This window comes from Planococcus sp. SE5232 (assembly GCF_050686535.1).
In the GTDB taxonomy this organism is placed as follows: Bacteria; Bacillota; Bacilli; order Bacillales_A; family Planococcaceae; genus Planococcus.
In genome coordinates this window covers 902829-917928 of record NZ_JBOGCP010000001.1, presented here as the reverse complement: position 1 = coordinate 917928, position 15100 = coordinate 902829, and the positions used below count along the sequence as shown (strand labels likewise).

Annotated in this window: 10 protein-coding genes; 4 read left to right on the top strand and 6 right to left on the bottom strand. The window is 47.2% G+C overall.

Features of this window, described 5'->3' with window-relative positions; all coding sequences use genetic code 11:
* Positions 1-154: 154 nt before the first annotated feature.
* The 5 genes from ACRC6Q_RS04360 to ACRC6Q_RS04340 form a co-directional block, all read right to left on the bottom strand.
* Positions 155-1555: an O-antigen ligase family protein gene (locus ACRC6Q_RS04360; RefSeq protein WP_223634730.1), complete on the bottom strand. Its 1401-nt coding sequence runs from the start codon at positions 1553-1555 to the stop codon at positions 155-157.
* Between the two features lie 14 nt (positions 1556-1569).
* The gene (locus ACRC6Q_RS04355) at positions 1570-2685 is read right to left on the bottom strand and encodes a glycosyltransferase family 4 protein (RefSeq protein ID WP_431465878.1); all 1116 of its coding nucleotides are present in this window, start codon (positions 2683-2685) and stop codon (positions 1570-1572) included.
* Positions 2686-2707: 22 nt separating this feature from the next.
* Positions 2708-3580 (bottom strand): UTP--glucose-1-phosphate uridylyltransferase GalU, encoded by an 873-nt coding sequence (gene galU / locus ACRC6Q_RS04350; RefSeq protein WP_223634735.1) that lies wholly within the window; start codon positions 3578-3580, stop codon positions 2708-2710.
* A 388-nt stretch (positions 3581-3968) separates the two neighbouring features.
* Positions 3969-5240, bottom strand: coding sequence for a nucleotide sugar dehydrogenase (locus ACRC6Q_RS04345; RefSeq protein ID WP_223634737.1), 1272 nt, complete (start codon positions 5238-5240; stop codon positions 3969-3971).
* Positions 5241-5256: 16 nt separating this feature from the next.
* Complete coding sequence (locus ACRC6Q_RS04340) at positions 5257-5973, bottom strand: WecB/TagA/CpsF family glycosyltransferase (RefSeq protein ID WP_431465877.1); 717 nt, start codon at positions 5971-5973, stop codon at positions 5257-5259.
* A gap of 133 nt (positions 5974-6106) precedes the next feature.
* On the opposite strand from ACRC6Q_RS04340, the gene csaB reads away from it, so the two are divergent.
* The 4 genes from csaB to ACRC6Q_RS04320 all read left to right on the top strand — a co-directional run bounded on the left by csaB (position 6107) and on the right by ACRC6Q_RS04320 (position 11582).
* The gene (gene csaB, locus ACRC6Q_RS04335; RefSeq protein ID WP_223634743.1) at positions 6107-7216 is read left to right on the top strand and encodes a polysaccharide pyruvyl transferase CsaB; all 1110 of its coding nucleotides are present in this window, start codon (positions 6107-6109) and stop codon (positions 7214-7216) included.
* A 23-nt stretch (positions 7217-7239) separates the two neighbouring features.
* Positions 7240-8415 carry a glycosyltransferase family 4 protein gene (locus tag ACRC6Q_RS04330; protein ID WP_223634746.1) on the top strand — a complete coding sequence of 392 codons (1176 nt, stop codon included), beginning with the start codon at positions 7240-7242 and terminating at the stop codon, positions 8413-8415.
* 70 nt (positions 8416-8485) lie between these two features.
* Positions 8486-10006: a murein biosynthesis integral membrane protein MurJ gene (gene murJ, locus ACRC6Q_RS04325; protein ID WP_431465876.1), complete on the top strand. Its 1521-nt coding sequence runs from the start codon at positions 8486-8488 to the stop codon at positions 10004-10006.
* A gap of 4 nt (positions 10007-10010) precedes the next feature.
* Positions 10011-11582 (top strand): hypothetical protein, encoded by a 1572-nt coding sequence (locus tag ACRC6Q_RS04320; protein ID WP_431465875.1) that lies wholly within the window; start codon positions 10011-10013, stop codon positions 11580-11582.
* 1486 nt (positions 11583-13068) lie between these two features.
* On the opposite strand, the gene ACRC6Q_RS04315 is transcribed toward ACRC6Q_RS04320, so the two are convergent.
* A complete protein-coding gene (locus ACRC6Q_RS04315; RefSeq protein WP_431465874.1) occupies positions 13069-15072 on the bottom strand; it encodes an S-layer homology domain-containing protein in 2004 nt (667 codons plus the stop codon).
* Between the last annotated feature and the right edge of the window lie 28 nt (positions 15073-15100).

The following is a 15100-nucleotide window of genomic DNA, read 5'->3' as shown; positions in this document are numbered from 1 at the left end:
ATTTTCTTCTCCAGTAATAGCCGATTCAACTGATTATTCCCCTCCCCATTTTTCAGAATATACGTGGCCTTAATCTTCCCAAACAGAAAAAAAACCCCGAAAGGCAGCAGAATTGCAACGCTGTCTTTCGGGGCTAGATTTACTGGATTCTATTTTATTTCGATTTAAGCAGATCTTCGTTTACCGTCAGCATCGCGAGGATAGCTGCCACATAGATGGAAACGGCTGGAGCTGTCAAGACGTGGCCTGCGGTATAGGCAATTCCAATCCCTAAAAGGAAAGCAACGCCATATAAAATATAGAAGTACGTAAAATGGGTTTTGATATTGACGACAAAGTGAATCAGGAATTTACCGGTGAACCAAACAAATGGAATCATCATGTAAATGAAAGTGATCCATCCGAACGAATAGAACCAATCGTGAAAGTCCATTTCGATCATCGTCGGTGACTTGCCAGGTTCGGGAATTTCATAATTCCCCGCAAAGCCCATTCCGAATAATTGCTGAAGGATCGGCGAGTTCTGGAAGTCCTCTTTCATGAACTGCGCATAGGTTTCGCGAGAGCTGAACACCAGGTTCTGCACTTGCGCACTTGTGATTCCGGAATCTTCTTCTTCTTGCTGCTGCTCCTCGAAGCCTTCGTCCCCTTCGACTAATACTTCATCTCCAGGACGTTCGACGGCATCCCCAAAGTTGATGCCAAGCGAATCGATGTGGGCAAACATATTGCCGAATACTGGAGTTACAGGTGTAATCGCAATCAAGACGACGGTCAGGAAGGTGGAAATCAGCAAATTGATTTTGATCGTTGCTGACCGTTTCTTCATCAGCAGCATGATCAAACTGCCGAATACTACCGATAATAGAACGATGATGATTCCGCCATAGCCGACCTTCGTACCAAGTGCGAGCATGCCGATCGACAGCAGGATGAACGGAATCCATGACCAGGATTTTTTCCAGGAATCGGTTTTTTCAATGGCATAGAGAGCCATAATCGGCAAAACAATCGCCATAATTGCCCCGACTTCGTTACCGGCATAAAACCATCCTGTAAAACCGACTTTCGTATGCGAGTAATTGGAAAGGCTTGTTCCCGTCAACTGGGCAATGATAAAGATAATTCCGATGAATAAACCCGATATCCATAAGTATTTTGTTGTTTGGCTGGCAATATTGTAGTTTTTGTCTTTCAGCTGGCGATAAACCACCAGGAAACCAAACAACACAATATGGAAATAGATCGCCTTATTGAAGAACTTAAGCTCCTGGAACAGATAGTACGGATCTTTGATCTGCAGATTGCTGACGATATTGATGCCGATCAGCAATGCCAAACCGATCAAGTAAACAGTGAAAAGCCGACTGTTTTTGCTGGTTCTCGCCATCCATAGCAAAAATACCAGTGCCAATGCCATATAAGCTGTCCGTAAAAGGACACCCACCGTCAAACTGGTTTCCACCATGAAGATGGAAGCCGTCGTCAAGACATCAATGATCGGCTGAATCGCAATAAAGGCGATGAAAAGTATTAGAATTTTTTTAGAGTCCATAGTAAAATCCTCTTTCATTTAATTAGCTCAAGTTCATGAAATATAGCAGAAAGCTTCGATTGAATCTTTCCCTGATCATAATTTTGTGCAGTTTCATAGGCAGCTTCAGCGATTTGTTGCTTTTCTTCCATTGTTAATCGGTTATACAGTTCCAACTGCTTAACCAAATCTTCCCATTCACCGGCTTCAAACAACCAACTATTGGTGCCATCTTGGACATAATCCAAGATGCCGCCGATGCGGCTCGCCAAAATCGGTGTTCCGCAAGCCATTGCTTCAAGACCCACCAATCCAAGGCTTTCGCCTTTTCGGGTGGTCGGGAATATGAAAAGTTCAATGATGTTGTAGATGGCCGCTAAGTCTTGATGTTTCATTAATGGAAAGTGATGGACAACGTCATCGAGTCCAAGATCGGACTTCATTTTAAAAAATGCGGCATCGTCTTTTCCAGAGCCGACCATGATTAAATGCGTTTTGTCTTTTTCGGCGGGATTTCGTTCAAGAAAAGCGGAAAAGCCTTTTAATAGATGATCCCACCCTTTGCCGACGTCCATCCGTCCAACATACCCAAAATAGCGCATATCGGAATTCAAGCCTAATTGTTCCAGCTGAAGTTCCCGCTCCTCGGGATTCGGATAAAATACAGACGAGTTCACACCACCTGAAGGAAAGATTTCAATCGGTGTCGTGACGCCGTATTTTTCATGGACAAGCTGTTTATAATAATTTGAAGGAGTGATGATCAAAGTGGATTGCTGCAATAGCTTTTTGACATAGGGCTGGAACTTTTCCTGGGATGCCACTTCGGGAACCACGTCACTGCCATGGACATTGGTGACAATCCGGACAGAAGGCTTCAGTTTTTTCAGGAGCAGGAGTGGAAACGCATTATGGGCAGCATAGTGCACATAGATGGCATCATACTTGCCCATCATGCCTTTCCGGACCACATTGGCATAATGGCCCATATAAGCAGATAATTTTTTGGACTTGCTGACTGTTTTCTCAACGACAGCTTTATCTACAGTGAAACCTTCAGCTGTTAAAATGGCTTCGGTGTTTTTCACAAAAACACCGAAGCTTGGAAATTGCTCTGAAGGGTACATATTCGATACGAGCAAAATTTTCAAAGACAGGCCTTCCTTTCGAACTTTACTTGTATTCTTCTAATTTTAATCTCATAAAATCCAACAAGTCTTCACGGAGCTCCGGACGCGCCAAGGCAAAATCCAAAGTTGTCTCCACAAATCCACGTTTTTCGCCTACATCGTAACGTTTTCCTTCGAAAGCATACCCGTAAACGCTTTGCACAGCATTCAACTCTTCAATGGCATCGGTCAATTGGATTTCTCCATTGGCACCGACTTTCATATTATCCAAAAACCCGAAGATTTCCGGCGTGAAGATGTAACGGCCGATAATCGCCAAATTTGAGGGAGCTGTCCCCGCTCTTGGCTTTTCAACGAATTTATTGGCTTTATAAAGCCGGCCATCTTTTGTAGATGGATCCATGATGCCATATCTATAGGTTTCTTCTTCCGGCACTTCCATGACACCGATGATGGATGATTGTGTTTTATCGTATTGGCCCATCAACTGCTCGAGGCCTGGCACTTCCGATTGAATGATATCGTCGCCCAGCAAAACAGCAAACGGCTCATCACCGATGAATTTCCGCGCCGTCCATACCGCATGGCCCAGACCGAGTGGAGATTTTTGGCGAATATAATGAATATCCACTTTACTCGATAACTGAACTGCATTCAACAACTCAAACTTTTCGGATTCTGCAAGACGGGATTCAAGCAAATGGGCAGAATCAAAATGATCTTCAATCGCACGTTTGTCTTTCCCGGTGACGATGATGATGTCTTCGATTCCGGAAGCGACCGCTTCTTCCACGATGTATTGAATGGTCGGCTTGTCGAGAATCGGCAGCATTTCTTTTGGCATCGCTTTCGTTGCAGGGAGAAACCGTGTACCTAATCCAGCAGCGGGAATAATCGCTTTCCTTACCTTTTTCATAGGCTTGCCTCCTAGTTTAGTTGAAGTTTTTAGTTTACCCACCGCTTCGGACGCTTAGGGCAAGGCTCCCGCAAAAAGCCAGGCAAAGGACGCCTGTCTTCTTGCTTCGCCCAGCCCGTGGACGCGCCGGCGCTAAGTGATTTGTTGAAATCGAAGCGGGCGTAATTTTTTTAAGTTTTTATAAAATCTATACTTTGCATATACTACTATGTGAATGACTCTTAGAAGAATGAGCGGAAGGCGGCGGAAAACCGGCGGCTCCTGCGAAAGGGGCATCTTGCAGTAGCTCTGCTCCTGCATCGCTTCGCTGCTTCGTCGCAAAGACACTGTCCGAACTCCCTTCGGCCAATGTCTTGTCCGCCTAGAGCGATTTCTTCTACCCTTACCTTCAGTTCTTCGAATCTCCAAGTACGTATACGTCAAAACCGGCTGCTTCCCACTTCGCGCGGTCTACACAGTTTTTGGTATCGACGACGATTTTGTTTTTCATCGATGTCAACGTCGTTGGGTCTAGATCCTTGAACACTTGGTGTTCTGTCAAAATGACCAACGCGGATGCGTCTTTTAAAGCTTCTTCCGCATTTTGCGTCTGTTCGGCGATGTTGTTGACTTTGATATGCGGGTCGTACGCCGTTACGTTAAAGTTCCGGTGAGTGAACTGCTCGACCACTTCCAGTGACGGGCTTTCGCGCATGTCGTCGATATTGCCCTTGAAGGCCAAACCGAAAATAGCGATTTTCGAATTAGTGATGCCTTTGGCTTCAAGGATACTAGCAGTCAGCTGAGCCGTATACGATGGCATGCCATCATTTGTCTTGCGCGCCAGGTGGATGATCTTCGATTTCTCGGGATCCAGTTCAACAAGGAACCATGGATCGACGGCGATGCAATGTCCGCCGACTCCCGGGCCTGGCGTATGGATATTGACGCGCGGGTGGAAATTCGCCAATTTGATGGCTTCCCAAATGTTCACGCCGATGTTTTGCGCAATCATCGCCAATTCATTGGCGAACGCGATGTTGACATCTCTGTATGTGTTTTCCATGACTTTTACAAGTTCAGCAGTCGTCGTGTCGGTTTCGTGCATAGCACCTTCTACAAACGAGCGATACAGATCCGATGTGACGCGGGCTGATTCTTCGTTGATGCCGCCGATAATGCGGTCATTCGAAACCAATTCCGCGAAAACTTTGCCTGGAATGACGCGTTCAGGTGAATGGGAAACGAATAATTCCGTTCCGATTTCCAGACCGGATTGGATCAATTCCGGAAGCATGACATTTTCGACCGTTTTTGGGGGAACTGTCGATTCGAGCACAACCAGATCTCCTTTTTTCAAAAAAGGAACAACGGAAGCTGTCGCTTGACGGACATATTCAAGCTCCGCTGTTTTATCCGGATTGATCGGAGACGGAACGGCAATGATGAAGACATCCGCTGCCACCGGTTTGGTGCCGACTGTCATTGCACCTTTGTCGATTGCTGTTTCCAGACGTTCCAATAATCCGTTCTCTTCTATATGAAGTTCTTTATTTCCAATCATTTGAACTGCTTTTTCATTGATATCCACACCATGGACCTGATGTCCGTGATTGGCAAACATAACCGCTGTCGGCAAACCGATATAGCCCAGACCGACAACACAGATAGACTTCTTCATTTTTACATTAGCTCCTTTAGCGTGATCGCAATACTTTCATTAAAAAGATCGGCAAGTTCATCTGCCGTTTGATGCGGGATGGGCTGGAGATCAGCCGGTACAGCCACTCGATTCCGAGTTTGCGGAAAAGTGCAGGTGCCCGCTTGACGGTTCCTGAAAAGACATCAAAGCTTCCGCCGACCCCCTGGAATACTTGGACGTTTTTGAGGCGTCCCATGTTGCGTTGAATCCACAATTCCTGCTTGGGGCTGCCGAGTGCCACAAAAATAACTTTTGCTCCACTGCGGTTGATGCGTTCAATCAAAGCATCTTCATCTTTTTCATAGCCGTTGGTATAGCCTGCAATGATTATTTCCGGATGGGTCTGCTCGATGCTGCTGATTGCTTTCGTGACGACTTCTTCTTTTGCACCGTAAAAATACACAGGGTGTCCTTCATCTGTGGCAAACTCCAAAAGCTTCGCCATCATGTCCACACCTGTGACGCGTGACGTGATCTGGCCGCCTTTTATTTTTGCAGCGAGCAGGATTCCGATGCCGTCAGCGATCTGGTACGTTGATGAGTTGATCAGCTCTTTGACTTTCGGATCACGTTCAGCGGCGATGACTTTTTCCGGATTCACCGCTATGATGGTGGACTGATCGCCATTCGAAATTCTTTTTCTTAAATCTTCTATTATACCTTCATATGAGAGAGGTGAAACATTCACCCCTAAATAGCTTTCTTTCATCATTCGAACCCTCTATTCACTAGCTTTCAATTTTATTAGTATAGCAGATTCTAACAGTAGTTGCATAGGCTGTTTAACAAGTGATAGAATTTAGCAAGGACAAGGCTTGCGAGCTTTAGTTTGAGGAGGAAACAGTGTGAAAATAGTACTATCCGGCTTTTATGGATTGGGCAATACAGGCGATGAAGCCATCCTGAAAGCGATTATTGATAATTTGAGAGCAGAATTGACCGACCCAGATATTACTGTATTTTCTTTATCGCCCGACCAGACAGCGAAAGAATATGGTGTCAAATCGGTGTACCGGGCATGGAGACGTGAAAACAAAGAAAAAGTGAAAGCTTTGCGGGATGCGGATTTGATGATTTCCGGAGGCGGCGGCTTGCTGCAGGATACATACCCTACGAAATTCTTATTTGGTCCCCTTCCCTATTATTTACTGATTGTCATGCTGGCTAAAATGTGCGGCACAAAAGTGATGTTCTTTTCCCAAGGAATCGGCCCTGTAACATCGACATGGGGCAAGATCCTCATGAAGCTGTTTGCGAACCGCGCAGATTTCATCACCGTACGCGATCAGTATTCGAAAGATTACTTGAAGAAGCTCGGCGTGACCCGTCCGGAAACGGTCGTGACCGCGGACATCGTCTTCGCTTTTAAAGCGGACGAAGAAGATCGCGCTTACCAATCCCTGCCGTTGACTGGAGACGAGAAGATTGTCGCCGTTACGGTCCGTCCATGGTTCAGCCATCCGGATTATATTGAAAAAACCGCCCATTTGCTGGATCAATTGATCGAACAGCGCGGCGTTACCCCTGTCTTCGTTCCAATGGAAGGAAAATATGACGTTCCTGCTTCAAAAGATGTCATGTCCAAGATGAAGCACGCAGACAAGACCCATTTGCTGGGTTCTGATTTCACGCCGAATGAGTTCTTGAATTTCATTCGCCATGCAGAATTGACAGTTGGCCTGCGCCTTCACGCGCTGATTTTCTCGGCCTTGTCGAATGTGCCCCATCTCGGGTTCAGCTACGACAAGAAAGTGGAAAGCTTCCTGAAACGTTCGGGCATGTGGGATTATTCTTTCCGTTTAGGGGAGATCGATGAAACTAAACTATTGGCCAACGCGTTATACCTATTGGACAACAAAGCACAGGCGCAGCAGGTTATGAAACCGAACGTAGCGAAGCTTCACGCTGAAGCGATGCGCAATATCGAATTGTTGCAGGAAAATTTTGTGAAATAAGCTTTTCAGGAAGGAACTGTAAAATGAAAATTCTATTGGCGACAACTTACGATTACCCCCATCTTGGTGGACTTTCTACCCATATGACGACGTTGAAGACGGGCCTTGAAAACTTAGGGCATACAGTCGAAACCCTTTCTTTTTCCGACGTGCCGAAATGGCGCCGTGACTTTATAGCCCGCGGCCCTTCGTTCTTATTAAACAAAGCTTCGCTTGGAGCCGGCTATGTCTGGACTTTGAATCGCCGCCAGGAATTTCTGGAACAGATTTTGAAGGACGACAAATACAAATCCTTCGACATCATCAATGGCCAGGATGTATTCGCGACACGCGCTTCCCTAAATGTCGGTTTGCCGACAGTCACGACGACCCACGGCTATTTGACTTACGAAGGCATTTCCAAAGGCTCGGTAGCTGAAGGCAGTAAGCATGCGCAGAAACTGCTGGATGTGGAAAACAGCATGTACAAAAAAACGCGCGCCGTCATTACCGTCGATACGCGCATCAAAGAATACATCAAGCGCGAAGCCGGCGTCGAAGCGTCGATGATCAAAAACTTCATCGATGTGGAGGATTTCAAACCGGAACTTGAACGCCGCGAAGAATTCCGCAATAAATACGGCATCGCACAGGATGAATTGATTTTCTTCATCCCCCGCCGATTGACGAAGAAAAACGGCGTCATCTATCCGATCCTCTCCTTCCCTCCAGTATTGGAGAAATACCCGAATGCCCGGCTGGTCTTTGCGGGAACCGGCGAAATGATGGATCAGATGAAGGCAAAAGCAAAAGAGCTGGGCATCGACAAGAATGTCACCATGCTTGGAGCAGTCGATCATAAGGACATGATCCAGTATTATGCATTAAGTGATATTGCATTGGTCCCTTCCATCTATTCTGCCGGCGTTGAAGAAGCGACCTCCATTTCCGCTCTGGAAGCCATGGGATCGGGCATTCCGCTGATCGCCTGTGCAGTAGGCGGACTGAAGGAAATCGTCGACCACAACAAAGACGGCCTCTTAGTTGAAGAGAAAAATGTCGAACAGCTGTCAGATGCCATGATCTATTTATTGGCAAACCCTGAAGAAGGCGCAAAGCTGGCCAAAGCAGCACGCACAAAAATCATCGAGCAGTATTCCCATTTTGCAGCTGCCGAAAAATACGAAAAGATTTACCAAGAAGCGCTGACAAAAAACTGAGTATCCAAAGAAAAAGTGGCCGGCTCTCTATTTTGAGCCAGCCGCTTTTTGTTGAGAAAGAAGTGAATTCATGTCCAGTCTTAAAAAAGCAGCCATCTGGACCACGGGTCTGGCCCTCTTATTGAAATTATCGGGTTTGCTGCGCGAATCGATTGTCGCCCGTGAATTTGGGGCTTCTGCTGAAACAGACGCTTATTTCCTGGCTTTTTCTTTTATCACTTTAGTGGTGGCCATGATCGCCACCGGCTTCAATAATGTCTTCCTGCCGCTCTACATCAAGCGGCGCCAGAACAAGATGGACCTCACCGATGGCAACGCCAACGCCCTTTTAAATTGGACGATGCTGCTGTTTATCGGTGTTTCAGTCGTAGGCTGGTCCACTGCGGGCTGGCTTGTGCCGTTCATTTACGGCAATATGCTGCCGGCAACTGAACTGATTGCCATCGAGATGACTGAAGTCTTCTTCATCTTCATGACCTTTATCGCACTTGCGGGGCTGTTGGAATCCTATCTGCAATCACGCCGCATTTTCGTCCCGACACTTGTTTCCAAACTGCTCGCGACGTTCATGTCCGCTGTGTTCGCCCTGCTGTTCAGTGACATTTGGGGCATCTATGCACTTGCCTACGGGTTTGTGGTCGGGACCATTATCGGTGCTATTATCCAGCTGTATTATTTAGTGAAATCTAATTACAAATGGGAACCGACGTTGAAGATGGAATCTGATTTCCGGAAAGCCTTCATCATCCTGATCATCCCTTCCCTCTTGAACTCTGTGGTCGGGCAAGTGAATTTATTCGTCAACAAAGCCTTCGCTTCGGGAACCATCGAAGCCGCTGTCACTTATTTGAATAACGCTTCCTTGATCATCAGTATTCCCAACGCGATTTACGCAGCCACTTTAGCCGCCATCATTTTCACGTTGATGTCGGAACAGGCAACGGATCAAGCGAAATTTAAGGATACCTTGTTCTTGGGCATGGAAATTTCGTTCGTGACGCTTGTGCCGATTTCCGTCGGCTTGCTGGTGATCGGAGACGCCCTCATTTCCTTTATCTATGAAGGCGGCGCCTTTACGGCCCAAGATGCAGACTATACTTATATGGCCTTGCTGTTCTACTTGCCGATCATCATTTTCCAAGGCATGCAGCTAATGCTGTCGAAATCGATGTATGCGCGCGGAAAAACCGCTGTCGTGTTCCGTATCTCTGTCACCACCGTCGCATTGAACTTCCTGTTGAACTGGTTCCTGGTGGATGATTATGGCTACTTGGCTTTGGCCTTTGCTGCATCCGTCGTCTCCGTTTACTATTTCACCTTATCGATGATCGTGGTGTACAAGGATTTGGGCATGCAGGAATTCAAACGTTTTTTATCGATGGCGGTTCGCGTCATCGTTCCTGCTGCCGCGATGGGATTTGCGGTTTGGGGAGTGAAAACGGCCTTTTCAGCTACGGAATGGCCCGCACTTGTCCAACTTGCCGTCCTTGTCCCAGTTGGCGTTATCGTTTACGGTGTATTGCTGCGATTTATGCACCCAGCTGGATTCCGGCGCTTTATCGGATTGATCAAACGCAAAAAGAAAGGGTGATGATGTGTTAAAGAAAGCCATTTGGGGAGTCGGCATCTTTTTGCTGACCGCGCTGCTGTTATTTACCGCTTTTATCCTGATGAAAGAAGACTATATGATCTACCAAGGCGACGAATTTGATGTGTTCATCGAATTGCCGGCATTATTGACCGTCACTGCTCCTGACCAAACCGAACGGACCCTGGAAAACACCCAGGACGTCAGCCAGCGCGCAGACATCGAATTATTCGGTTTGACCATCGGTTTTATTGAAATAACCGAACGGACTTTGGGCAATGGTTCTAAATTCCTTTTCGAACGATTGGAAAATAGCAGCTGGCTGTTCTTCCCTGCTACTGTGACCATGATTGGCCTAGAAGACCACGAATTCACCAGCTGGAATCCGACTGTCGTGGAACACGAATACCATGACGTATTCGGCGTCGACGCCACGGTCAATCCGTTCGGTACATTGAAAGGCGCTGAGTTTGAGCTTCTTCAAAGCAATGTCTATCTTTCAAAGAAAATGCAAGCTTCCTATGAAGACGGCACAAGCAGCCACCTCCGGGAACTTTCCAAGGAAGTGACTAACCTGGAGGTTACAGAAAACTCTATTGTGAAGGAATTTTGGCTGCGGCCGGTCCATCTTGCCGAATCATGGGCGATGATTTCGGAAAGCCCGCTTTTTTCGTCAACGGAATCGGAAGAGGAATGGATCGATCATTCCCTGCACAATCAAACCGTCCAATTGAATTGGTTGACGACGGATGGTCCTTTCACGAAATTGCCGTTCTCCATCGAACCCAGCACGAAAATGGGGTATGGCCGTGCCATCGGCCGTTTTGAAGATGACGAGGCTATGCGCTGGAATGAGAAAGACCCTTCCGCTTTTCACGAAACGATGATTTTGAATTCACGCGTCAACCTGCTGTATTACCTGGCTGAGTTTGACGGTTCCCGTTGGCCTACCGAATACACCAGCACCTGGCTCAAAAACGCTTATGAAGTGACTGCGCCTTATGTCGATACCCGTTATAACGAATATGTCGCTTTTTACCTGGATGAAACTGCCCGGCTTTATGATGACGAAATTGAGCAGGATGGGCTGGCTGTGGAAACCTATGCTGATTATTTGTTGAGCCAGGTAGAAGAGGAGCAAATCCTTCCAACAGCTAACGGTTATTTGATCGTTGATTATTTTGATGAAGATGACGGTACGCCGCTGACCCACGCTTCTTTGAACCATGAGCTGGGCGGGCTGAAGATTTTGCTTCAGGCTTACGGCGATACTGGCGATGCCGAGTATCTGGAGGCAGCTGAGCAAGTGACTGTGGGCATTGAAGAGTTTAATCAGGAAGAAGGCGGCTGGATCCGGGAAACTGGAGACTTGTGGTACCAGGCGCGCCCTGATGGAACGTTCAGCGGTGACGATTATCCTCAACTGACGTTGTTGGATCTGCTGGAGACGCAGTTGCTGCTGGAGGAGCTTGGCATGGAACGGAATGTTTATTTTGATGAAATGATCGAGTCGAAGCTCGGGTATTTGGAGAATGAAAATATTGAGCTGATTGAGAAGGTTACTAGTTTGATGGAATAGGTTTTGTGGTTTTATAGTAGTTCTAGAAGTCGCTTCGGACGCTTTGAGAGCGGAGCAGTGTTGAATGATTCTGAGAGTGCTGATGTTTTTTGTGGGTTCTATCAGTCGCTTCGGACGCTTTGGAGAGGACTCCCGCCATAAGCCGGGCAGCGCTTTGCTTGCCAGTCTTATGGCTCCGTCCCCTCCTGTGACGCGCCGGCGCTGGGTGTTTCTTCATACGAAGCAACCTACTTTTTGTTTGGTGGTAGGTGGAGTGGGGTTCCGGAAACGCTCGGCAGCGGTGGGGCACGCGCCTTCGCTTGGTGAATGGAATAGATCTGAATGATTCTGTGAGTGGTGTTTTTTAGTGGACTCTATCAATCGCTTCGGACGCTTGGGAGAGGACTCCCGCCATAAGCCGGGCATCGCTTCGCTTGCCAGTCTTATGGCTCCGTCCCCTCCTGTGACGCGCCGGCGCTTGGTTTTTCTTCATACGCAGCAACCTGCTTTTTGTTTGATGGTAGGTGGAGTGAGGTTCTGGAAACGCTCAGCAGCGGTGGTGCACGCGCCTTCACTTGGTGATTGATGAAAGTTTCCAATGATTCTAGAGTCGCTTCGGACGCTTGGGAGAGGACTCCCGCGATAAGCCAGGCTAGCGCTTCGCTTGCCAGTCTTATCGCTCCGTCCCCTCCTGTGACTCGCCGGCGCTGGGTGTTTTTTCATACGCAGCAGCCTACTTTTCTGGTTGGTGGTAGGTGGAGTGGGGGTCTGGAAACGCTCGGCAGCGGTGGTGCACGCGCCTTCGCTTTGTAATCTTGAATTATGAAATGCTTCTATGTAAGTAAGCAAAGTTATAAGCAGAAGGGTTCACGTTTCTACGTGAGCCCTTTTTTTTCTTTGTGTAAATTCTTTTCAGTGGCGGTTCGCCTGCGAACCGCTTCCATTCGGATGGGTGCACTTTGAGAAATTCGTGAATGCAGATAGAGAATGAGAAGTTCAGGTAGGGGCGTGAAAAGTTTAGGTAGCCGCCTTAACTATTTAGCTAAGAATCCAACATTTGAAAGTTACTAGGATAGACAGCAGGCAAGCTTCCACCTGCTGCTATGTTCGCTATCTATTATGTACTTAATAGATAGCGAACAACAATGGATAGTTCAAAAAAGTGAACATTCTGCTCCCCTCATCCAGGATGCCTACTTTTTTACATGGAAAGCATAAGAATAATATTGCCCATTCTCACCCCTCTCCTCCTTGTAGAAACCTACTCCAAACACTTCACACTCCCTACTACAAGAAGACGTCTAGAAGAAAACGCGGAAGACGGCGACTCCAGCGGGACAGCGAAGTGCCGAAATCCACTCGGGCGTTTAGCACGAGTTAGTTCGGCGCAAGCCCGCAGGAAAGCGTCCTTCTGAAGCGATTTCTTCCCCCTTCTATATCTAAACAAGCTAAAAAAAGACGTTTCGGATAAGCTCCGAAACGTCTTTTGTTTTCTTGCTATTCGTTATTAATTGATTTCATCAACCAGATCTGAACGGATCCATCCGACGCCTTTATTGGTGTCAGTGTCCGGGTTCAAGTCGGAGATGACCTGGTACCAGATGTAGCCGTCGCTTGCTTGTTGAGAGCCTAAGATGACGACCGGGTAACCGAAGGCGTTGTTGACGCCAAGTTCCGAGCGTTTGAATTGATACAGCACGGTTGGGCCGTTTGGTGCGTTTCTGACATTGGTGGAAGCGGTATTGGTGATTCCCAATTTATGCTGGCCGATGTCTTTTTTGCCTAACTCCAAGTCAGCGCGGAACATGTGCCCGGCTACTTTAGCGCCCCATGTCGGATCTGATGCATAGCTGACATTAAACCCCGTGGTCTTGTTGCCTGGACTTGCGCCATTTGCGTATCCGCCAAGTGGATTCGCATAATTGCGGTTCATGTATTCACGGGCGAAAGCATCAATGCTGCCTTCAGGCTGCGAATAGACGGTGCCTTCGTGAGGCGATCCATCAAAGACACGAATTCCGAAAAGGTTATTTTTGGTTTGTGCATTGGCGCTCATGCCATAAGCACTTTCGTGCATTGCTGCCGCTAACATGAACAGGGCATTGATATTATATTTGTTCTGCATTTCTATGAAGTATTTGCCTTTGCCGATCAGTTTTGATCTCGTTACAGCATCTTTGTATGTTCCGGATGAGGTGGTCACCCCTTTTAATCTGTTCATGACGAATTGATCCAGTTGTGCAGCCGTATAATTGGTTTTGGTCCGAACCGATTGATACTGGAAATAAGGGTAATGGACAAACTGGGTGACTCCCGCTTCGTTTGCAAAATGGACGCCATCTTTACTATAGTATTTCACTCCCGTCGCCATTTCTGACGGTGCTGGCCCGATTGAATGGCTGGCACGGGTTTTGGTGACGTAATTGTATTGATGATGCTCTAAAGTGCCCCACTGATTTTTCAAGTAATAATCACGGCTCGTGATCAATTCAGAAGGAACAAAATCCACTTCGCTGTGTTTGGCAAAGCCGATTGTTCCGCCTACTTGTACTTTGACAAATTCCGCATTGGCATCGATATAGCGGAGCTCTCTGCCATGCTCGATGTATGTGGCTTGTTTGGTGAACTGGGAATCATAATAGATGGTCGTTACTTCTTTTACGCCGCTTCCTGAGACACGATTTCCATAAGCGAGTCCGCTCTTAATCCGGATAATTTCATCCCCTTTAAAGATTGCTTGGGCAGTCGGAACATTCTTGAATGATTCTGCAGCCAACTGATACTCCTTGTGGCCGTATTGCTGTTTCACCAGTACGCCATTGTCGACATAGCCTAGGTAATAGGCTGATCCGTCATTCGGTACATCCGGGAGAATCGGTGGTGCACTGGCTTCTTCATGAGCCAGAAGGAAGCGATAGATGAAAGCTGCTGCCTGTTCACGGCTGGCGATGTCTTTCGGTCCGTATTTCAATCCGCCTTTGCCATCCGGAATCCCTTCCGTAATGCCGTAGTGGACGATATTGAATACGGCACGAATTCCACCAGAAGAAACAAAGTTATCAGCATCCGAAAACTCAATGCGCTCTTCCACTAATTCCATCTCTTGGTACGCCAACACATTTTTCAAGGTTTGGGCCATTTGCTCACGTGTGATATTGGCAGTCGGACGGAATGTACTTTCTGTAACTCCGACCATTAGTCCGGCACTGTAGGCAGCACCGATTTCATTTGAAAGGCTAGAGTTTTTTGGTACGTCCTTAAACGGATGGATCCCCGCCGGCAAATTCAATGCACGGTTAATGAATGCAGCGAATTGCTCGCGTGTCACACTGGCTGTCGGTTTATACGAGCCATCCTTGTAACCCGATAAAATCCCTCTTTCCACCATTTCTTTCATTTCTTTTTCCAACGCGCTGCCGGGTACGATATCGGTCGCCTGGCTGGTTGATGCAAAACCGAAAACTCCGGAAATTAATAAAATGATAACTGCTAACCGAGTGATTGTCTTCATGTGGGCCCCCTGTAAGTTCTGATTGATT

Bases quoted from the DNA above. Each gene is read 5' to 3' on its own strand.
- ACRC6Q_RS04360 (WP_223634730.1), bottom strand. From the start codon at position 1,555: ATGGACTCTAAAAAAATTCTAATACTTTTCATCGCCTTTATTGCGATT.
- galU (WP_223634735.1), bottom strand. From the start codon at position 3,580: ATGAAAAAGGTAAGGAAAGCGATTATTCCCGCTGCTGGATTAGGTACA.
- ACRC6Q_RS04345 (WP_223634737.1), bottom strand. From the start codon at position 5,240: ATGAAGAAGTCTATCTGTGTTGTCGGTCTGGGCTATATCGGTTTGCCG.
- ACRC6Q_RS04340 (WP_431465877.1), bottom strand. From the start codon at position 5,973: ATGATGAAAGAAAGCTATTTAGGGGTGAATGTTTCACCTCTCTCATAT.
- ACRC6Q_RS04330 (WP_223634746.1), top strand. From the start codon at position 7,240: ATGAAAATTCTATTGGCGACAACTTACGATTACCCCCATCTTGGTGGA.
- murJ (WP_431465876.1), top strand. From the start codon at position 8,486: ATGTCCAGTCTTAAAAAAGCAGCCATCTGGACCACGGGTCTGGCCCTC.
- ACRC6Q_RS04315 (WP_431465874.1), bottom strand. From the start codon at position 15,072: ATGAAGACAATCACTCGGTTAGCAGTTATCATTTTATTAATTTCCGGA.